Source organism: Streptomyces sp. NPDC031274 (assembly GCF_055570235.1).
Map to the genome: position 1 here is coordinate 116252 of NZ_JBVIHP010000028.1, position 20482 is coordinate 136733.

Here is a 20482-nt window from a genome sequence, read left to right on the forward strand (position 1 = left end):
GCGGTATGGCCGGTGTTGCGCGGTGCTTGTCCGGTCTCGATGGACCCGATGAGCGTCGAAGGCGTCAGCAAGGCCAGCTACAAGCTGTCCTCGCCCTACGGCGTCGGCTCCATCGAACTGCGCGCGGACGCCCCCGACGGCACGCTGCTCGCCACGGCACCCGTCCCCGAACACCGGAGGCTGGGACACCTATCAGGCCACGCGGGACGTGCCGGTCGAAGCCCTGGCAGGCACCCACAAGCTGTATCTGGTCTTCAAGTCCCCGCAGGACGATTCCTTTGACGTGGACGCGGTGCAGTTCACCACGTCATAGTCACCTGGAAGTCGCCGGGGGCAAGTGAAGGTCCGCAGTGCGCCGCTGTCCATGAGCGCACTGCGGACCTTCGTCCCCCGTCAGCGAGTACCGACCGCCGCGCGCACGGCCCGACGGGCCAGCTGGCAGTCGTCGTGCAGCCGCCTCAGCAGCAGCCGCTGTTCCTCGCCGGACGGCGCGGCACCGGGGTGGGCCGGACCCGGTGCCGGCGGAGCCGAGTCGTGCATCGTCCGCTGCACGGCCATCTCGTACGTACGGATCTCCCGGGTGAGCACCAGCATCAGGTTGACCAGGAACGCGTCACGCGCCGCCGGTCCCTGTTCCTGCGCCAGCTGGCTGATCTCACGCCGCGCCACCGGTGCGTCACCGAGCACCGACCACAGCGTCGCCAGGTCATAGCCCGGCAGGTACCAGCCGGCGTGCTCCCAGTCCACGAACACCGGGCCCGCGGGGGCGAGGAGAATGTTCGAAAGTAGTGCGTCGCCGTGACAGAACTGCCAGGTGCTGTGCTGCCCGGCCGAGTGCGCGATGCCGTGCAGAAGCTTCTGCAGGTCACCCATGTCCCTGTCGGTGAGCAGGCCGAGCTCATGGAAGCGGGAGATCCGCTTGCCGTAGTCCATGGGCCTGCCGAACAGCTCCTGCGGCGGACGCCACCGGTTGAGGTGGCGGATCGCGTTGAGCGCCAACCGCACGTCGGCGCGCGGCGGCGGCTCCACGGGATGGCGGGACAGCGCGGCGACGCGTCCCTGCATGCGCTCGATCACCAGCGTGCAGTCCTCGGGGTCCGCGGCGATCAGCCGCGGGACCCTGACCGGAGGACGGTGCCGGACGAACGAGCGGTAGGCCGCTATCTCGTGCTGGATCCGCTCGGTCCACACAGGCGAGTGGTCGAGTAAACATTTGGCGATCGCGGTGCTGCGTCCTGTCGTTCCGACGATCAGGACCGTTCGTCCGCTGCGGCGGAGCACCTGGACCGGATTGAACTCCGGACAGATGCGATGCACCGAGGCGATCGCGGTGCGCAGTTGCGCCCCTTGGGGGCCGGACAAGTCGAGTCTCCCGCTGAGCGGTTGCGTGCCGGGCCCCGGAACGCGTCGCGTTCGGCCGGCGCCGAGCGACCCGGTCGCGGGGCGCGCGGGCTCCAGATACGGGCCGCTGCCGGGCTGTCGGCTGTGCAGCGGCCGGGGCGGGGCGGACACGGAGGACGATGCTGTGTACATGGGCGATACAGATCCCTTCGTGTGCCTGCGAATTGCTGCGCCTCCCGCCCCGGCTTCCTTGGAAGCACCCTGGGGAATGTCCCGCGGTGGGCCGGGTCGGGGTGGCGCATTCCTACCTGACACCCGCCGTCCCATGGCACACCATGTGGCGCACCCTGGCGAACCCTGGCGAATAGTCGCTCAGCAACTGACAGAGGGTTACTGTCAACTCAGCCGAGAACCTGGGGGCTTGACGTGAACGGACAACCCAACACCCGACTGTCGGACCATTTCGGCCTGGCAGGCTGGTCCAAGGGGGAACTCGCGAGACTGGTGAACCGGCAGGCGGCGGCCATGGGCCACCCGCAGCTGGCCACCGATACCTCGCGGGTCCGGCGTTGGATCGACATGGGGGAAATCCCCCGCGATCCCGTTCCCCGAGTTTTGGCGGCTCTGTTCACCGAGCGTCTCGGCCGTGTCGTGACCATGGAGGATCTTGGTCTGGTCCGGCACGGGCGCGTGGGGAAACGGCGTGGCGACGGGAGTGTGGAGCACCCCGACGGCGTGCCGTGGGCGCCCGAACGGACAGCCGCGGTCCTCACCGAATTCACGGGAATGGACCTCATGCTCAACCGACGCGGCTTGGTGGGCGCGGGTGCCGCGCTCGCCGCCGGCTCCGCACTCAGCAGCGCCATGCACGACTGGCTGCACACCGACCCTGCCCTCGTTGCCGACGCTCCCCGAACCGATCATCCCCTGCACGCCGACACCGCTGGGTTCGACCGCTATGAGGCCGCCCCCATCGGATCGCAGGAGATCGAGGAACTGGAAACCTCCGTCGAGGTGTTCCGGGCCTGGGACGCGTCCCGCGGTGGCGGGCTGCAGCGCAAGGCTGTGGTGGGCCAGCTCAACGAAGTGGGCGGCATGCTCGCCTACCGACACCCCGACCATCTCCAGCGCCGCCTGTGGGGCGTCGCTGCCAATCTCGCCGTCCTCGCGGGCTGGATGTCGCACGACGTCGGCCTGGAGCCCACGGCACAGAAGTACTTCGTGATCGCCACGCACGCGGCCCGCGAAGGAGGCGACCGGCCGCGCGCGGGCGAGGCCCTGTCCCGGGCGGCGCGCCAGATGGTGCACCTGGGGCGGCCCGACGACGCCCTCGACCTGATGAAGCTCGCCCAGTCGGGCTCGGGCGAGGAGATGCTGCCGCGTACGCAGGCCATGCTCTACACCATCGAGGCCTGGGCACAGGCGTCGATGGGCAAGGGCCAGGCGATGCGCCGCACGCTGGGCATCGCGGAGGACCTGTTCGTCTCCGACAAGGGAGATGTGCCACCGCCCAGTTGGATGCAGATGTTCGACGAGGCGGACATGCACGGCATGCAGGCCCTGGCCTACCGCACCCTCGCCGATCACGACGCGGCCGCCGCCAACACCGCCCAGCGCCATGCGAGGGAAGCGATCGAACTGCGGTCCAAGGGCCGCGACCGCTCGCAGATCTTCGACTACATCTCGCTGGCATCGGCCTGCTTCATCGCCGACGATCCCGAGCAGGCCGATCGGTACGCGCGGTTGGCGCTGGTCTCGATGGGGTCGAACTCCTCGCACCGCACCTGGGACCGGCTGCGCGAGATGTACCGCCTGACGGCTCAGTACTCGAGCTATCCGAAGATCCAGGACCTGCGTGAGGAGATCAAGATGGCCCTGCCGAAGGCGGCGGCCAAGACCGGAGGTGGCAGCCGGGTCCAGGCCTAGCCGATGTCCCGTTGATGTCTAGTTGATCCGGGCGATCACTGGTTGATCCGGGCGATCAGCAGGCAGGCGTCGTCCTCGCGTGGGGCCACGCCGAACTCTTCGACGACCAACCGCACACAGTCCTGCGCACCCCGCGTGTCCGTGAAGCGTGGCGCGAGCGCGAGCAGTCGGCTCGTGGCAGCGTCCCTCGCGCGCCGGGGAACCAGTCCATCGGTGTGCAGCAACAGCAGGTCGCCGGGCTCGAGGTGGACTTCGGCCTGCTCGTAGGTGGCTCCGGAGGTCGCCCCGAGGATCACGCCGCCCGGTGGCGTCAGCGCGCGCCCCGTCCCGTCGCGGAACAGCAGTGGGGTGGGGTGTCCCGCCTGCGCCCAGGTGAGGGTGCGGCCGGTGGGGGTGTACTGGCAGCAGACGGCGCTGCCGAGTGCGGGTTGCGTGGTGGTGTCCAGTAACTGGTTGAGCCAGCCCATCAGTTGGCCCGGCTGGACTCCGGCCACCGCCATGCCGCGCACCGCGCCGAGGAGCATCGCCATGCCGGACGTGACGGTCACGCCGTGCCCCGTGAGGTCGCCGACGCTGAGGAGGAACCGGCCGTCGGGCAGCTCCATCGCGTCGTACCAGTCGCCGCCGATCAGTGAACTCGTCGAGGAGGGGAGGTAGTGCGCGGCGAGGTCGAGAGCCGCGGGTCCGCCGTGCGGGAACCGCAGGGAGCCGCGCCACGGCGGCAGCACAGCCTCCTGCAGTTCGACCGCGAGCCGGTGCTCTGTCTGCGCGATGTGCCGCTGGCGCTGCAACGAGTCACGGGTCTCGCGCACCACTCGCTGGCTGCGGCGCAGTTCGCTGACGTCCCGCAGTACCGCCCACATCGAGGCGGTGCTGCCGTCAGCGGCGAGCACGGGCTCGCCCATCATGTGCACCTGTCGTACGCCGCTGTCGGGGCGCACGATACGGAACTCGCCGTCGATCGGCTTACCGTCGATCAGGCAGTCCGTGACCATGGCCGTCAGCATCGGCTGGTCGTCGACGTGCACCAGGGAGGGCAGTTCGTCGAGGGAGAGCGGGGGAGCTGCCGAGTCCCGCCCGAGGATCTGGTACAGCTCGCCCGACCAACTCGCCTCGTCGTTCAGGAGGTTCCACTCCGCGCTGCCGACCCGGCTGAGCAGTGAGCCATGCTGCGGTTCGAGCGGCGCGGGCACGGCGGGAGCCGTGGGCGCCACGTCCGCCTGCACGGGTCCGTCCCTCAACTGCGCGAGGTGGTCGTCCAGGTCGTCGAGCTGATGAACCGCCAGGTCACACAGGGCGCGCTGCCAGCGGCCCTGGTCACCGCGGTCGGCCCCGGCGTCACGGCGCACGGCGTCGACCTCACCGCGGAGCCGACGCGTCTGCGTGATCAGCGCTTCGACCGAGCCGCGCTCGGGCGGCTGGGCGGAAGGGCGGTCCGCGAAGACATGGGACGGCATGAGGTGCTCCGTTGAGTATGCGGTGCGACCAAACGGGCGGGATGGACCGGTAATGACTTTCGCACAGCCGGGGGTGCCCCGTAAGGGATTTGGCAACACACGACGCGGTGGTGCTTCTGACATATGCCTATGTCCTTCGGAAGCGTTCGTTCCGGCAACACGGTCCCGATCACCCGCGCAGGGGTGGGGTCGGACAACCTCACGTTGGATCTCCGTCAGGCCACGCCGGAACACGGATATCCTCCGTCCGGCCCGGCCTGGGGGTTTACCCCCAGGGCCCACCCCAAACCGCCGCCCACGGAACGCTCAGGACAGCCTCGCGGGGCAGAGGCGCCGCGACTTCGCCTCGTTTTCGCGCTTGGCGTCCACGCAACCGCCGGGCAGCGAACCGTACTTCTTCTCCCCGAAGTTGGCCGTCACGGTCAGCTTTCCGTGGCCGAACTCCGTCCGCTGCACCGTCCCGTCACCGGTGAGCCGCTGGTAGCCGGTCATCCGCTCAGTGCCGACAGCCTTGTGCAGGGGCGCCAAGTACCGCTGGAGCGCCGCCATCTCCCTGCCCGTGGACTGCAAGTTCGTCTTCCCGAGCGTGAAGTTGAGCGGGGTGTTGTAGAGGGCGGACATCAACGCCCGGTCGGTCTTCTGGTCCGGGAGCTTGTTGTACGGCAGCTCCCAGCGGTCGGTGTTGATGACGGAGCCGTGCAGCGCGGTTTCGTACAGGGGGACGCGGTAGGCCGGGTCGTACATCGCTTTCGCCAGCGCGGACGGCAGCTCTACCTCCTTGAAGAAGACCGCCGGCTCGCCCTGCGGTACGTAGCCGCCCCACTTCTCCTTGTCCTTCTCCAGCTTCCACAGGCCGTCCGCGACCGGCGTCTGCCCGCCGTGGTCGAAGGCGAGCACGGGAGCGGCCCAGGCACCGGCGGACTCGGAGCCGAGGACGAACTTGTCGGCGGAGGCGAGCTTCCGCATGCGCTCCAGGCGGTTGGCCCGGTCCTGCTTCTTGTTCATGCGGTGGCCCTTGCTGCTGTCGGTGAACAGCTCACCCGCCGCGTCGACGTCCAGGAAATAGCTGTCGGCGCCGTTGGCCGTCATCTTCTTCGCCCGGTCAGCCAAGTAGTGCTTGCCGCGCTCGGCCTGCTTGAACGCCTGGGAGCTGAGGTAGCAGCCCCGGCCGCCGAAGCCTTCCTTGATCTCGCCCTTCCAGTTCCGTACGCAGAAGTCCGGGTAGACCGAGCCGGGCCACTTCGAGGACGGGTTGTCGGCGCTCCGAGGGGGCTGGCCGTTGGCGTAGGAGTCGTACGGGCCGACCAGGTAGCCGTGGCGTTTCGCGGCCCGTACGGCCTGCTTGTCCATCGGCTGCTCGTCGGCGTCGTAACCGAGCCAGAGCCGGGAGACGCCGAGCTTGTGCAGCTCGTTCACGCCCTTCGCCGTACGGGCTTCGCCCCAGGCGTAGGCGTGCACGGCTCCGAGCAGCCGCTCGACCCGGGGGTTCTCCTTGATCTTCTGCTTCAAGGAGCCCGGTTTGCCGCGTTCGTCGAGGTAGGCGCGGTAGTCGGTGGCGGAGGAGACCGGAGAGGAGCCCGTGAGGGAGAAGTGCACCGTGTAGTCGTGGGTCTGCTCCCGCTGCGAGAACTCGTGCCGCGCCGTGGAGCCGATCCGGCCGTCCTTCGACGCGAAACCGAGGGAAGTGCCGACCTCCTCCGGCACGATGTAGCTGACGCCGTGCTTGCCCTGGGTGTAGCCCCAGGCCGGAAGAGTGAGGCCGCCCGCGAGTTCGGCCTCCGAGTCCTTCAGACCGGCCTCGCCGGAGTTCCAGAAGGCGTCGCCGACCGGGATGCGCAGGCCCTCGCCGCGCGGGATCTGAAGGGCTCCGCCCGCGCTCGGAGTGGTACTGGGCCAGGACAGGTTCTGGTCGGCATCGGAGTGCACCGTCATGCGCAGTCGGTCGTGATCGCTCCGCGCCGAGACGGTGAGCTTCTTGCCGGGGTACGACCAGCGGGCCGTGCCGCCCTCCACGGTCACCTTGCCCGGCTTGCCGAGCCGCTGCCCCGCCGCGCCCGACACCGGGAGCGAGGACCCGTCGTCGGTACGGCCCGTGACACGCAGCGATGCGGTGTCCACGCGCGCCGCGCCGCCACGCACGCTGAAGTCGACGTCGCCGCCGTGCACCTGCGGCGGCTTGTCCGGCGAGCCCCCGTCCGCCGGGGGCTCGGCCATCGCCAGATAGCCGGCCGACGCGGTGGTGGCGGTCAGCACGACGGCCGCGGCGATGCCGTACGTACGGACACGGCGCCGACGCCGCGAGCCCGCGACGTCACCGTGCCGGGCCTGCTGGGTCTGACTGCTGTTCCTCTTCACGTAGTTCACGGGGGAGAGCATCGGGGGTGCGCGTAAGAGGGTTCTAAGAGCCGCTCCGGGCGGCGCCGGTGCGCGGTCCGGACCGTAGACACGCAGGCAGGACAGGTGGGGGCCGCTGCGGGATGCGTACGTGGAAGAGTGTGCGAGCCCCGCACCAGGGCACCCGTAGCCGCCGAGAGAACGTGTCGCAGACGCCCGCCGCTCTGCTCACCGGCGCGCTGTCCATGGCATGCGCGGCCGGGCATCCTCGGCTTCCCGCCCTGCGGGGTCATCGGGTTCGGCGGGTGTTCCACAGGGGGAGTTGTTCGAAGAGGGCGACGGCTTCTTCGTTCCAGTGCCGGTGCCAGGAGGCGGCCTCGGCCGCGGCCGCGTGGGCGTAGTGGTCGATCGTCGCCTGCAGGCGGGTGTGGACGTGGCGGCGGTGGGCGATGTCACGGATGCGGTCGAGGGTCTGTGGTGTGCAGTGGGGGTTGCCGAGGGCGGCTTGGACCGTGGCGTGTTCGTCTCCGCCGGTGGCGGCGAGGAGGTCGCGGGTCGCGTAGGTGTGGCGGCCGGCCCGCAGATCGGCGCCCGTGGGTTTGCCGGTGAGGGCGGGGTCGCCGAAGAGGTCGAGGTAGTCATCGCGTATCTGGCCGCTGAGGCCCGCGAGCCGGGCGTAGCGGTGGAGGCTCTCCTCGTACGGGGCCAGGTCCTGCCCCGCGGCCAGCAGGCCGAGACGCATGGGAGCCAGGATGGTGTAGCGCGAGGTCTTGTACTCGCACACCGTCTCCAGCATCCCCTCATCGGCTGTGGGGTTCACGTCGCGTTCGAGGTCGAGGACCTGGCCGATGACGGTGTCGGTCGTCACGCCGAGCTGGACGTCGAGCATGGCCTGTTTGCGGTCCGCGGGCAGGTCGGCCCGCACGAGGACGCGCAGGGCCAGGAAACCGGCGAGATCACCTGTCATCATGGCAAGCCCCAGCGCGGCCTGCGGGTTGTCCGGCAGGTCTTGGCGACATGCGTGGTACGTCGAGGGGCCACCGCGGCGCATCGGCGAGTCGTCCATGATGTCGTCGAGGATGAGCGCGTGGCTGTGGAGCAGCTCAAGACTCAGCGCGGCTTCCGCCAACCCCACTGCCTCGTCCGCGTCGACGAGTCCTGCCGCCTCGTGGAGCAGGGCGATCCGGATCCGCTTCCCGCCGCGCAGCGACAACTGGGCGAGGAGGTCGAGACACCGGGGCGCGAAGCGTCCCAGCTGTGCGCCGCCCAGGTCACCGGCCAGTTCGGCGAAATACTTCTCGAAGGCCGCGTCGAAGCGCTGTCGGTGACCGGCGGCACGCTCCAGGGCGCTTGCGGTACTGCTGTTCATGGTGGTTCGGTCCGGCCTTTCCTCAGGGACGCGAGGGCCAGCTTCCCATTCGAGAGGGGAGGCCCCTCCGACGGCCCGGGCCGGGCCGGGCCGGGTGAGAGCAGGCCGTCTCATCCCGTCGCAGGAAAGGCCTGTTCGGTCCAGATGGTCTTGCCGGAGCGGGTGTAGCGCGTTCCCCACCTCTGGACGAGTTGCGCGACGATGAACAGACCGCGCCCGCCTTCGTCGTCCTCGCCGCTGTGGCGCAGGTGCGGTGAGGTGTGGCCCGTGTCCGCGACCTCGCACAGGAGAGTACGGTCACGGATCAGGCGTACCTGGATCGGTCCATCCGCGTATCTCACCGCGTTGGTCACCAGCTCGCTGACGACGAGCTCGGTCGCGAACGCCAGCTCATCGAGACCCCAGTCGTGCAGCTGCTGGGTGGCGAGGTCCCGGGCACGGCCCGCGGTGACCGGTTCCGCGGGCAGCTCCCACTCGCTGACCTGTGACGCGTCGAGTTCGCGGGTACGGACGAGCAGCAGGGCGGTGTCGTCGGCGGTCGATCCGCCCGGCAGGAGTTCCGCCACGGCCCGGTCGCAGAGTTCTTCGAGCGACGCGTGCCGGTCGCTGAGTACACGCCCCAGGATGTCGAGGCCGTGGTCGATGTCGCGGTCGCGGGCCTCGACCAGGCCGTCGGTGAAGAGTGCGAGGAGGCTGCCCACGGGCAGCTCCATCTCCATCGACTCGAACGGCAGACCGCCCAGGCCCAGAGGTGGTCCTGCCGGCAGGTCCGGGAAGGAGAGACCGCCGTCCGGGTCGACGATCGCGGGCGGCAGGTGTCCGGCCCTGGCCATGACGCAGCGCCGCGAGACCGGGTCGTAGACCGCGTAGAGACAGGTCGCCCCCGTGGTCACATCGGCGTAGCTGCCTTCGGGCGATCCCGGCTCGCCCCGCTGCTCCTCCGCCGACTGCGCCACCAGATCGTCGACCCGCGAGAGCAGTTCGACGGGATCCATGTCCATCTGGGCGAACGCACGCACCGTCGTACGCAGCCGTCCCATGGTGGCTGCTGCCTGCAGGCCGTGGCCGACCACGTCCCCGACCACGAGTCCGACCCGGGTTCCGGACAGCGGGATGACGTCGAACCAGTCGCCGCCGACCCCCGTCACGTCGTCCGTGGGCAGGTAGCGGTGGGCCAGGTCGACCGCCGACTGCTCCGGCACGTGCTGCGGAAGGAGTTGGCGCTGCAGGGCCAGCGATGCGGTGCGCTCACGGGTGAAGCGGCGGGCGTTGTCGATGGACACGGCCGTACGGGCGGCCAACTCGTCGGCCAGTGCCACCTCGCCGCTGTCGAAGGCGGCCGAACCGGCGCCGCGAAGGAAAGTGACGATTCCCAGGGTGCTGTTCCCGGCCCGCAGCGGCACGACCAAGGTCTTGTCGTCGAGCACGAGCCCGCCCGAGGAGAGACTGCGATCCTGTGGCGCACCGGACGGGTACTCCACCTCCGCGTCGTCCTCCGCTTCGTTCTCCTCGTCTTCCTCATCTTCTTCGTCGGACTCCTCGGCCGAGGAACGAGCGACCCGTACGAGAGACATCGCCGCCGAGCCGGTGGTGGCCGGCACCCCGCCTTCCAGTACCGCCCTCGCAAGGTCGACCGTCACCGTGGCGGCGAAGTCCGGTACCGCCACCTCGGTGATCTTCTTTGCCGTGCCCCTCACATCGAGGGTGTTCCCGATGCCGCGGCCTGCTTCGACGAGCAGGGCAAGACGCCGCTGGGCCTTGTAGCGATCGGAGATGTCGAAGGCGTCCTCGCACACTCCGAATACGTGTCCGTCGGCGTCCTGGAGGCGGTAGTAGGCGCAGGACCAGATGTGGTCCGTCTCCGGGTCGCTGGGCGGTCGCCCCTGGAAGTGCAGGTCCAGAAATGGCTCTCCGGTATCCAGTACCTGATGCATGACCGCGTCCAGAGTGGGCGGATGCCCCTGGGTCACGAACTTTCCCTCGGAGTACAGCTGGTCCGCCCGAAAGCCGCGGAACTCGGCGAACGGGCGTCCGATCTCCCGTTCATACGCCGCGTTGCACCAGGTCAGGCGCAGTTCGGTGTCGTAGATGGCCAGGCCGAGGGGGGACTGGGTGGCCAGTCCATGCAACAGGGCCAGCCGGGATTCCCACTGCCGGAGATCCCTCAGCTCGGTCGCGACGAGGACACGCGCCGCCGTGCCCGCGCCCGGCAGGGCACACGCGGCGGTGGCGACGATGAGCTCATGCCCGTCCCGGTGCCGGGCGACGCGGATCTCGTTCCCCTGGAACCGGGGAGGGAGGGAGAGCGGGGGAACAGGGAGGACAGGGTGCGTCGGGCCGGGTGACAGGAACGTGGTCACGGGCCGCCCGACGATCTCCTGCGGCGGGTAGCCGAGGAGCCGCTCCGCCGCGGGGCTCCATCCGATGACCTTGTCCTGGGCATCGACGACCGCCGTGGCCGCCCTGGTGACGTCGAGGGGGCCACGAAAGTCAGTACTTCGCTCCGCGTTCCATGCAGTCATGGCGCCACATCAGCCCCGTTCATCCCCTACAGAATCCGCTGTCTTTGGGGGAGGCACAACCGCGGTACGCCCACTCAACGGAAGCGTCGCGTCGTGGCTTCCGCCAAGTCGTGGCTTTCGCTAATAACAAGCCCTTGGGCCCGTTCGGTACAAGACCGGTGACGGCCTCGGGGGGAGGGGCTTGCTTCCCGGCAGACTCCCGCCATCAGAACTCGTCAGAACTCCGTCAGCACACGTCAGAGCGCCGCAGTGATCCGGATCCCGGCCACTACGCCGTCGCCCCGCAGAGTCAGCACCCCCGGGCCTTCATGACGTACGCAGTCGAGACGGCCCAGCGGGGTCTCCCGCCCGTCAGGTCCGCCGACGGTGATCCCCTCGGTGGCCGCCATGACGAGCAGGGTCTCGCCCGAGGCGCACGTGATCTCCGTCGCCGCCTCCCGGGCCGCGGCGACGGTGACGATCCGCACCTGTGCCGTCGCCCGGCCCCTGCGGGTCATCACGTTCATGTTGCGCACCGCGCCCGCCTCAAGGCGACAGTCCGTCGCCGCGTCGCCGGAGAAGGCGAAGGGGCTCAGCGGCCCGACCGGCTGCGGGGTCCCGTCCACGGTCAGCACCATGCCGTCGCCCTCGACCGGGGTGATCACGCGGTCGATCCCGGGGAAGGAGGAGAAGGCGCCTCCCGCGTTCACGTCCGCGACACTCACCCGCCAGTCGAAGCCGCCCACGGGCTCCGCCGAAGAGGCGGACGAAGAGGAGGGAGACAAGGAGGAAGAGGAGACAGACGAAGAGGAGGCAGACGAAGAGGGGGACACCCGCACGACCCCCGACGCGACCTCCCGGGTCGTACCGCCGCCGTTCTTCCACGGCATGCTGCGGTATTCGCTCCAGGGCAGAACACTCCAGCGCAGAACATCCCGGCCCATCCGACGCCGCCTCCTTCAGGCACGTGATCATCGAGTCCGGGTCAGCCTACGTGCAGCGGCTGTCGGCCACGGAGGCGTACCGAACTGATGTGCCAGGATGTGGAACGTGTCGCATACCCAGTTCACCAGCCAACTCATCGGCCGGGAAGACGAACTCGACCGTCTCGCTGACGTACTGGAGCGGGCCCGCGCCGGCGAGGCGCGCGCGGTGCTGATCGCCGGAGACGCCGGGGTCGGCAAGACGAGGGCGCTCGATGAGGTCGCCGAACGAGCCGCCGCGGCCGGGATGGCCGTGCTCATCGGACACTGTGTCGACCTCGGTGATGTCGGCCTGCCGTATCTGCCGTTCACCGAGATCCTCGGCGCGCTGGCCGCGGACGAGCGGTTCGCCTCGGTCCTCAGCGGCCATCCGGTGACGGAGCGGCTGCTCGGCGGCGGTACGGATGCCGTGGGGGACGTGAACAGGCGGCTCCGGCTCTTCGAGGACGTGGCCGCGCTGCTGGCCGAACTCACGGACATCGCCCCCCTGTTGCTGATCCTCGAGGACCTGCACTGGGCCGACCAGTCCTCTCGCGACCTGCTGCGGTTCCTGCTCAGCCGAGGTGTCCTCAAGCGGCCGGCCGGGGGCTCGCACGACCACCGGCTCGCGGTGCTCGCCTCGTACCGTGCGGACGACCTGCACCGCCGCCACCCCCTGCGCCCCCTCCTTGCCGAGCTGGTGCGGCTGCCCGCCGTGGAGCGGCTCGAGCTTCAACCGCTGCCCGACGCGGATGTGGCCCGCCTCGTGCGCTCCCTGCGGGACGATGCTCTGCCGGACGCCACCATCCATCGGATCGTCGAGCGGGCCGAGGGCAACGCCTTCTACGCGGAGGAGCTGGTCGCGGCCACGGACACTCCGGCCGGTGGCGTGCCCAGCGGTCTGGCCGACGTCCTGCTCATCCGGGTCGAGCAGCTGTCCGAGACCGCCCAGCAGGTGCTGCGCACCGCGGCCGTCGCCGGGCGCCGGGTCAGTCACGACCTGCTGCGGGACGCCGTCGGGCTGCCCGAGAAGGAGCTGGAGGCGGTGCTGCGCGAGGTCGCGGAGCGGCAGTTGCTCGTCCCCGGTGACGGTGACACGTACTCCTTCCGGCACGCGCTCGCGCGGGAGGCGGTCTACGCCGACCTCCTGCCGGGTGAACGGGCCCGGCTGCACGGCGTGTTCGCGCGGCTGCTCGCCGAGCGTGGCCGCCAGTCCGGCAGCGCGGCCGAGCGCGCCCACCACTTCCGTGAGAACCACGACCTGCCCGAGGCGCTCGCCGCCTCCATCGAGGCCGCTGACCACGCCCAGCGCGTCGGCGCCCCCGCGGAGGAGTTGCGGCACATCGAAGCGGCCCTCGATCTGTGGTCGGCGGTCAGCGCCGACGGCCGGCCCGCCGGTACCGACTCCGTGACGCTCACCCTGCGTGCCTCGGCTGCGGCCGCCCATGCCGGGGAGTTGCACCGTGCCGTCTCCCTCACCAGGTCCGCCCTTGCCGGTCTCGGTCAGGACGCCGACCTGGAGCTCGCCGCCCGTGTCCGCTACACGCTCGCCGGGAACCTGCTGAACGTCGACAATCTGTCGGCCGCCATCGCGCACAGCAGTGAGGCTCTCGCCCTGATCCCCGCCGAGCCCCCTTCGGCGACCTGGGTGTGGGCGGCGGCCACGTACATGATGGTCGCCGCGCGCCAGAGTGACGAGGACGAGAGCGCGCGACGGGTCGGCCGCCAGGCTCTGCGTGTCGCCGCTGAACTGGGGGTCGACGACGCGCTGGCCGATCTCCTGATCTCCATGACCGTCCACGCGGACAACAACCGGCGTACCCCGGAGGGCAGGGAGCAGCTGCACAAGGCGCGGGAGCTGGCGCTGCGGGCGGGTAACGCGCATGTGGAGATGCGTGCCTTGTTCAACCTGGCCATGGGCTGCGTCGAGACCGGTGACCTGGAGCAATGCCTGCCATGGGTGGAGGAGGGCCTGGACCGGGCCCGTCGTTCCGGGCTGCTGTCCTCGCCGTATGCGCTGGAGATGCGGTATCTGCGGCTCCTTGTGCAGTACACGCTCGGCCACTGGGACGAGTGTGCGCGCGGCGCGGCCGAGGACGCGGGGACACAGTCCGGCGCGGGTGGTTTCGCGGCCGGCCCCGGGCTGTACGTGGCGCTGGCACGCGGCGATTTCAGTGCTGTCGAGCGCGCCCAGGAGTTGCTGGACGGGCACTTCGACTGGAAGAACGCGCTGGTCGCCGGCATCGTGCGGATCGATGCCGCCGCGCTGCGCGGGGACCCGGACGAGGCGGTGCGGGCGATGCGGCACACCGTCGGTTCCCTCACCGACGACACGGGCGCGGTGCCCGACGCCACGGTCCGGCTCGCGGCTCTGGCTCTGTCCGCGGTCGCCGACTCGGCGGCCGAGCTGCGTATGCGCGGTGACGAGGAGGAGGCGAGGCGTCGGGCGGACACCGCTGGCGCACTCGTGGAACAGGCCCGGGCCTCGGCCGCGCGCGGCGAGGACGGCAGGCCCCAGGGGCCGGAGGGGCAGGCGTGGTTGGCTCGTGTCGAAGCCGAATGGACGCGAGCCGTGTCCGGTCCCGACGTGGCGGCCTGGGAGAAGGCATTGACCGCCTTCGCGTACGGCGACGCCTATGAACGTGCGCGGTGCCGACTGCGCCTTGCCGAGGCCTTGCTTGCGGCCGACCGTCGTGAGGAGGCGACTCTCGAGGTCGACGCGGTGCGCCAGGAGGCCGACCGGCTCGGCGCCACCCTCTTGCGCGAGCATCTTGACGCTCTGGTGCGCCGTGGCCGGTTGGCGGTACCGGCCAGGGACCGTGCCGCGGTGCTGACGGCGCGTGAGCAGGACGTGTTGCGTCTGCTCGCCCTCGGCCGCAGCAACCGGCAGATCGGCGAGGAGCTGTTCATCAGCCCCAAGACGGCCAGCGTCCACGTCTCCAACATCCTGGCCAAGCTGGGTGCGGCGAGCCGTACGGAGGCGGTGGGTGTCGCCTATCGGCAGGGACTGATCACTACGGAGCCGACGCCTTCGGGCTGACCTTGATGCTCGACGGCGCCGAACTCGTCCCTTTTGACGTCCCTTTTGAAGGCACCGAGATGGACCAGGGGATCGACCGCGAGGACGACACGGGCTAGGAGGCGATGCTCAGGATGCTCATGGAGCTGGCGCAGTAGGTCGGTCGATACGGCACGCCGTCGACACGGTCCTCAGCCGCACGGGACGCGCGCGAGGGCCGTACCCCCGGGCGTCACGAGGGCCGTACCCCCGGGCGTGACGAGGGCCGTACCCCCGGGCGTGACGAGGTCCGTACCCCGGGCGTGACGAAGGCCGTTCCCCCGGGCGTGACGAGGGCGGTATCCCCGGCTTGAGGTGCGCGTACTCCTGGCGCGATGTACGAGGACCCCGCGCGGTGATCAAGGTTTTGGGCCGGGTTGTACGCTGCGACCATGCAGCCGTCCGCTCCCTCGCCGTCGCCGGATTCCGCCCAGCCGGGTCGTCTCTCCGATCCCGCCGAGCGCGGCCTGCTGACGGAGCGGATCGCACGTCAGCTGGAACACGAGATCCGTTCCGGTGAGATCGCGGTCGGGGCCAAGCTGCCTTCCGAGCGCGAGCTCGCGGCCCAGTTCGGCTCCAGCCGCAATGTCGTGCGGGAGGTGCTGCGGCGCCTTGAGGCGCAGCACCTCATCGAGGTCGCGCCGGGGCGTGGTTCCTTCGTGCGTGAGCAGAGCTCGGGTCAGGCCAGGGGGTATGACGCGCTGTACCGCGCCGGGCGCCCCACGGTCCGTCAACTGATCGAGGCGCGGCTTCCGTTGGAGGTCGAGATGGTCCGACTGGCGACCAGTCGGGCCACGGACGAGGACATCGCGGTGATGCGCGGCGCGTGCGACGCCCTGGAGTCGGCCACGGATGTCGTGGTCAAGGCGCAGGCGGACATGGAGTTCCATGACGCGATCGCGGTGGCGAGCAAGAATCCCGTACTGCGGATCATGCTGTCGTCGATCAGCGGAATGATGTTCGAGATGATGCTCCGCTCGAACTCGGACCCCTCGATCGGGGAGCCCGGGGTGCCGCATCACCCGGAGATCTTCGAGGCGATCGAGGCGCGGGACGAGGAACTCGCGGCCGTACGGATGCGGGAGCACCTGATGCTCGGCCTGCGTACGTACGGGGCGGACCTCGATGTGCAGGTGGACATCATGGCGCGCAACCACATCGAGACGCTGTTGGGGCAGGCGGAGGTCCGGCGGGCGGGCGGCAGGGCGGGGGAGTAGCCGCCCTCCGTGTGGATCAGGGCGGCGTGACCGTTCTGTTGTGTGGATCTTTCTCTCAGGGCCTGTTCGTGAGCGTTCGTGTCCTGTTACGGTCCCGTCAGACTTAACTGGTCCTACCAGTTGGACCAGTGGTTCCGGGAGTCGCAGACCCCACCGGAACCACTGGGACCACCGGGGCTACCGGGACCACCAGGACTATCGGGACACCCACCACAGAGACGAGGACAACGATGTCCACGAGCAGCCAGCTGTTGAGCAGGCGCTCCTTCGGCAGGCTGACCGCAGGGGCGGCGGGAGCTGTCGGCGTGGGCGCAGTGGGCGCCTGTTCGCCGCAGGGCGCCGAACCCTCGGCGCGCGGCCCCTTGCGAATCATGGCGATCAACCACGTGTGGTCGCAGGCGATCAAGCGGCGGACGAAGGAGTTCGAGGAGCGGATCGGACGCAGGGTCTCGATGACCCTGCTCACCGCCGATCAACTGTCGAGCAGTTACAACGTCAAGCTCAACGCATCGGGCACCGACGTGGACGTCATGATGGTGCGCGCGCTCCAGGAACAGCTGGTCTTCGCGCACAACGACTGGCTCGCCGACCTCACCGACCGGGTCGAGGGCGACAAGGAGTTCGCCTGGGCGGACTTCCAGAAGGCGCCGCGCGAGGCCTCCGTGGCGCAGGGCAAGGTGCTGAGCGTCCCGGTGGTGACCGAACGCCCCACGCTGTACTACCGCAAGGACCTCGTCGAAGGACCGCCGCGCACCCTCGACGCCCTGATGTCGTCCGCACTGGAACTCACGGAGAAGAAGAAGGGGTTCTACGGATACGTCGGCCGCGGGCAGCGCAGCGGCGCCGTGTCCCAGTGGTCCAGCTTCCTGTACTCGCACGGCGGCGACTTCCTCATCGACGGCAAGTCCGGCATCGGCAGCCGCCAGGCACTGGCCGCCTACGAGTACTACGGCGGGCTCCTCGGCAGAGCGGGACCGCCGGGAGCGACCAACATGAGCCTCGAACAGGCCATGCCGATCTTCGCGCAGGGCAAAGCCGCGTTCTACATAGACGCCGACGCCGTCTACAGCAGCTTCCTCGACCCGAAGGTCGCGACCAAGGGCGTACGCGAATCCGTCGGCTTCGCCCCCTTCCCCGCGGGCCCGGCGGGTGCCAAGCCGCACAACATCCCGTCCTGGAGCCTGGGCATCAACAAGTTCTCCCTCCTGCGCGACGACGCCTGGGAGTTCATCAGGTGGGCCGCGGGCCCTGAGATGTCCGCGGCTCTCCAGTCCGACGGCATCCCGGGCGCCCGCAGCTCCGTATGGGCCGACCCCCGGACGCTCGCCGCCTTCCCGAAGGATCTCGCCGAGTCGATGCGGCTCAACGCAGAACGCGGCCTCGGCTACGACCGGCCACGGGTCCTCCAGGTCGGCCGGGCCAGGGACATCGTCGGCCGTCCGCTGGTCGCGTCGATCCTCGGTGAGTCCGTACGGCCCGTCATGCGCGACGCCGACGCGGAGTTCGCCGATTTCCTCGTACGCGACAACCGCCACAAGGAGTCCTGATGGCCGCCACCGAGGTCTCCCCGGCCCGTGCCGACACCCCGCCCCCGGGCAAGGACGCACGCCGCACCCGGCCGCCGCGCACCTTCGAGCAGGCCAACCGGCGGCTGAAGTGGGCGATGCTCGCCCCGGCACTGCTCTTCGTCGGCCTGATGATCGTCTTCCCGCTGGCCTTCACGCTCGACCTGAGCCTGACCGACGCGTTCGGCGCGGTGAACGCCGACAAACGCCACATCGGCCTGCGGAATTTCATCGACGCGCTGGGCGATGTCCGCCGTTTCTGGCCCGCCGCGCGCCGCACCCTGGTCTTCACCGTCGGCGCCGTGGTCCTGGAGACGGTCCTCGGCCTCGCGCTCGCGATGCTCATGCGCAAGCCATTCCGCGGCATGCGCATGGTGCGCACCGTCCTGATCATCCCGCTGCTAGCCACCCCCGTCGCGATCGGCGTCCTGTGGCTGCTGATCCTCGACCCCACCAACGGCATCGCCAACCATCTGCTCGCCGGCATCGGACTGCCCCGCCAGGAGTTCCTCGGCTCGGTGAGCCAGTCACTGCCGATGCTGATGCTCATCGACGTGTGGCAGTGGACGCCGATGATGACGCTGCTCCTGCTCGCGGGCCTGACCACGCTTCCCGAGGAGCCCGAGGAAGCCGCGCTCGTCGACGGCGCGAGTGCCTGGCAGCGCTTCCGCTACGTCATCCTGCCGATGCTCGGCCCCACCCTCGCCACAGCCCTTGTCCTGCGTGCCGTCGACGCGCTGAAGACCTTCGACATCCTCTACGCCACCAAGGGCGCGGGCGGCGGCTCCGACTTCGAGGCGGAGACGCTCAACGTCTACGCCTACGGACTCACCTTCGACTACCAGGAGTACGGCCTTGCCGCCGCCGTCCTGGTCCTGTTCACGCTGTTCATCATCGGTGTCGTGGTCCTGCTGCGCCGCCGCGGCGGAAGGAAGAACGCATGAGTTCCACCGTCACCCCCGCGACCCGCCCGCCGAGCACCTCCGCGACCCGGCCGCCCATCACCCCTGCTGCCCGCGGGCGCAGGAAGTGGACATGGCTGCGCGGCACGGCCATCGCCCTGGTCACCCTGGTCTTCGCACTGCCCCTCGTATGGATGTTCGCCGCCGCCTTCAAGACCAACGTGCAGGTGACCGACCCGAGCGTGGGCCTGTGGTTCAAGCCCACCCTCGACAACTTCCGCAGCATCGTCGAGGCCGGGCAGATCGTCCGCTCCATGGGCAACTCCCTCCTTGTGGGGGTGGTGTCCACGGTGCTCTCCGCCGTCATCGCCGTGCCCGCCGCGTGGGCGGTGGGCCGGTTCGGCATGCACCGCACCGGGTCCCTGATCCTCGTCGCCCGCATCGTTCCCGCGATCTCGCTGCTCGTGCCCTGGTACTACCTGTTCGCGCAGATGGGGCTCGTCGGCTCCTACACCGTTCTCGTGCTCAGCCACATGTTCGTCTCCGTGCCGCTGATCATGTGGATCATGATCAGCTTCTTCGCCGGGCTACCGGTCGAACTCGAAGAAGCCGCCCGCACCGACGGCCTGAGCGCGTTCGGCGCCTTCTGGCGCATCTCGCTGCCCCTGGCCGCACCCGGCACCGCAACCGCCTCGCTCCTCGCGTTCGTCTTCAGCTGGAACAACTTCATGTTCGCGCTGGTCTTCGCCGACGACCGCACCCAGACCGTGCCGGTGACCCTCTTCAACTTCATCTCGTACGCCAGCACCGACTGGGGCGGTCTCATGGCCGCCGCCACCCTCATCACCGTCCCCGTCGTCATCGCCGCCGTCGTCGGACAGAAGTACCTGGTGGCCGGTCTCACCTCGGGCGCCACCAAGGGCTGAGCAGCAAGCCGCGCCAGCCCCCTCACCCTGCACCGCATCACCGCACCGGAAAGAGCACCTGTATGAAGATCGTCGACGCGAAGGTCGTCGTCACGAGCCCGGGCCGCAACTTCGTCACCCTGAAGCTGACGACCGACGACGGCCTCACCGGACTCGGCGACGCCACCCTCAACGGCCGGGAACTCGCCGTGGTCAGCTATCTGACCGACCACGTCGCACCCCTGCTCATCGGCCGTGACCCGCACCGGATCGAGGACACCTGGCAGTACCTGTACCGGGGGGCCTACTGGCGGCGCGGCCCCGTCACCATGGCCGCGATCGCCGCCGTCGACGTCGCCCTGTGGGACATCAAGGCGAAGGCCGCGGGCCTGCCGCTCTACCAGCTCCTCGGCGGCGCGAGCCGCGAGCGCATCCGCACCTACGGGCACGCGAACGGCCGTGACATCCCCGAACTGCTCGACTCCGTGCGGGCCAGGCTCGCCGAGGGGTACCCAGCGGTGCGCATCCAGTCGGGGATCCCAGGACTGAAGGCCGTGTACGGCGTGCACAGCACCGACGACGGGGGCGAACCCGTCCTGCACCAGCAGGCCCACCCCCTCGTGGAGGACTGGGACACCGACGCCTACCTGCGCCACACGCCCACCGTCTTCGAGGCGGTCCGCGCGGAGTTCGGCGCCGAACTCCCGCTGCTCCACGACGCACACCACCGGCTCAGCCCGATCCAGGCCGCCAGGCTCGGCAAGGACCTGGAACCGTACCGGCCGTTCTGGCTCGAGGACTGCACACCGGCCGAGAACCAGGAAGCCCTTCGACTGGTGGGGGGGGGGAGGGCGGGGGGGGGGGGGGGGGGGGGGGGGGGGGGGGCGGTGAACGAGGACGCGAAACTGGTTACCGAGAAGGCGAGTGGAGGCGTATGGTTCGTGG

General features: G+C 69.8%; 14 protein-coding genes. 8 read left to right on the forward strand and 6 right to left on the reverse strand.

Annotated elements, in window-relative coordinates:
- Window positions 1-208 precede the first annotated feature (208 nt).
- Entirely contained in the window at window positions 209-313 is a 105-nt protein-coding gene (locus ACZ5CR_RS35205; protein ID WP_468865201.1) for a hypothetical protein, read from the forward strand.
- 80 nt (window positions 314-393) lie between these two features.
- Here the strand turns inward: ACZ5CR_RS35205 and ACZ5CR_RS35210 are convergent, their stop codons facing one another.
- Window positions 394-1533 carry an aminoglycoside phosphotransferase family protein gene (locus ACZ5CR_RS35210; RefSeq protein ID WP_468865203.1) on the reverse strand — a complete coding sequence of 380 codons (1140 nt, stop codon included), beginning with the start codon at window positions 1531-1533 and terminating at the stop codon, window positions 394-396.
- A gap of 234 nt (window positions 1534-1767) precedes the next feature.
- On the opposite strand from ACZ5CR_RS35210, the gene ACZ5CR_RS35215 reads away from it, so the two are divergent.
- Entirely contained in the window at window positions 1768-3267 is a 1500-nt protein-coding gene (locus tag ACZ5CR_RS35215; RefSeq protein WP_468865206.1) for a DNA-binding protein NsdB, read from the forward strand.
- 35 nt (window positions 3268-3302) lie between these two features.
- Here the strand turns inward: ACZ5CR_RS35215 and ACZ5CR_RS35220 are convergent, their stop codons facing one another.
- From ACZ5CR_RS35220 to ACZ5CR_RS35240, 5 genes are all read right to left on the reverse strand, one after another.
- Entirely contained in the window at window positions 3303-4724 is a 1422-nt protein-coding gene (locus tag ACZ5CR_RS35220; protein ID WP_468865207.1) for a PP2C family protein-serine/threonine phosphatase, read from the reverse strand.
- Window positions 4725-5030: 306 nt separating this feature from the next.
- Window positions 5031-7088, reverse strand: coding sequence for a glycoside hydrolase (locus ACZ5CR_RS35225; RefSeq protein ID WP_468865210.1), 2058 nt, complete (start codon window positions 7086-7088; stop codon window positions 5031-5033).
- Window positions 7089-7347: 259 nt separating this feature from the next.
- Window positions 7348-8427: a polyprenyl synthetase family protein gene (locus tag ACZ5CR_RS35230; protein ID WP_468865211.1), complete on the reverse strand. Its 1080-nt coding sequence runs from the start codon at window positions 8425-8427 to the stop codon at window positions 7348-7350.
- 110 nt (window positions 8428-8537) lie between these two features.
- Window positions 8538-10949 carry a SpoIIE family protein phosphatase gene (locus ACZ5CR_RS35235; protein WP_468865213.1) on the reverse strand — a complete coding sequence of 804 codons (2412 nt, stop codon included), beginning with the start codon at window positions 10947-10949 and terminating at the stop codon, window positions 8538-8540.
- A 236-nt stretch (window positions 10950-11185) separates the two neighbouring features.
- Window positions 11186-11872, reverse strand: coding sequence for a HutD/Ves family protein (locus ACZ5CR_RS35240; protein WP_468865215.1), 687 nt, complete (start codon window positions 11870-11872; stop codon window positions 11186-11188).
- Window positions 11873-11969: 97 nt separating this feature from the next.
- On the opposite strand from ACZ5CR_RS35240, the gene ACZ5CR_RS35245 reads away from it, so the two are divergent.
- The 6 genes from ACZ5CR_RS35245 to ACZ5CR_RS35270 all read left to right on the forward strand — a co-directional run.
- Window positions 11970-14930, forward strand: coding sequence for a helix-turn-helix transcriptional regulator (locus ACZ5CR_RS35245; protein WP_468865217.1), 2961 nt, complete (start codon window positions 11970-11972; stop codon window positions 14928-14930).
- A gap of 410 nt (window positions 14931-15340) precedes the next feature.
- Window positions 15341-16165, forward strand: coding sequence for a FadR/GntR family transcriptional regulator (locus ACZ5CR_RS35250; RefSeq protein ID WP_468865219.1), 825 nt, complete (start codon window positions 15341-15343; stop codon window positions 16163-16165).
- A gap of 230 nt (window positions 16166-16395) precedes the next feature.
- On the forward strand, window positions 16396-17712 hold the full coding sequence (locus tag ACZ5CR_RS35255; protein WP_468865222.1) for an ABC transporter substrate-binding protein: 1317 nt from the start codon (window positions 16396-16398) through the stop codon (window positions 17710-17712).
- Complete coding sequence (locus ACZ5CR_RS35260; RefSeq protein WP_468865224.1) at window positions 17712-18674, forward strand: carbohydrate ABC transporter permease; 963 nt, start codon at window positions 17712-17714, stop codon at window positions 18672-18674. Before ACZ5CR_RS35255 ends, ACZ5CR_RS35260 begins: the two co-directional genes overlap by 1 nt.
- The gene (locus ACZ5CR_RS35265) at window positions 18671-19558 is read left to right on the forward strand and encodes a carbohydrate ABC transporter permease (protein ID WP_468865226.1); all 888 of its coding nucleotides are present in this window, start codon (window positions 18671-18673) and stop codon (window positions 19556-19558) included. The genes ACZ5CR_RS35260 and ACZ5CR_RS35265 overlap by 4 nt, the downstream gene beginning before the upstream one ends.
- A 62-nt stretch (window positions 19559-19620) precedes the next feature.
- A partial coding sequence (locus ACZ5CR_RS35270) for a D-galactonate dehydratase family protein (protein ID WP_468865228.1) occupies window positions 19621-20482 on the forward strand: 862 nt, incomplete at its 3' end.

Bases quoted from the DNA above. Each gene is read 5' to 3' on its own strand.
- ACZ5CR_RS35235 (WP_468865213.1), bottom strand. From the start codon at position 10,949: ATGACTGCATGGAACGCGGAGCGAAGTACTGACTTTCGTGGCCCCCTC.
- ACZ5CR_RS35250 (WP_468865219.1), top strand. From the start codon at position 15,341: ATGCAGCCGTCCGCTCCCTCGCCGTCGCCGGATTCCGCCCAGCCGGGT.
- ACZ5CR_RS35220 (WP_468865207.1), bottom strand. From the start codon at position 4,724: ATGCCGTCCCATGTCTTCGCGGACCGCCCTTCCGCCCAGCCGCCCGAG.
- ACZ5CR_RS35245 (WP_468865217.1), top strand. From the start codon at position 11,970: ATGTGGAACGTGTCGCATACCCAGTTCACCAGCCAACTCATCGGCCGG.
- ACZ5CR_RS35210 (WP_468865203.1), bottom strand. From the start codon at position 1,533: ATGTACACAGCATCGTCCTCCGTGTCCGCCCCGCCCCGGCCGCTGCAC.
- ACZ5CR_RS35265 (WP_468865226.1), top strand. From the start codon at position 18,671: ATGAGTTCCACCGTCACCCCCGCGACCCGCCCGCCGAGCACCTCCGCG.
- ACZ5CR_RS35230 (WP_468865211.1), bottom strand. From the start codon at position 8,427: ATGAACAGCAGTACCGCAAGCGCCCTGGAGCGTGCCGCCGGTCACCGA.
- ACZ5CR_RS35240 (WP_468865215.1), bottom strand. From the start codon at position 11,872: ATGGGCCGGGATGTTCTGCGCTGGAGTGTTCTGCCCTGGAGCGAATAC.
- ACZ5CR_RS35260 (WP_468865224.1), top strand. From the start codon at position 17,712: ATGGCCGCCACCGAGGTCTCCCCGGCCCGTGCCGACACCCCGCCCCCG.
- ACZ5CR_RS35255 (WP_468865222.1), top strand. From the start codon at position 16,396: ATGTCCACGAGCAGCCAGCTGTTGAGCAGGCGCTCCTTCGGCAGGCTG.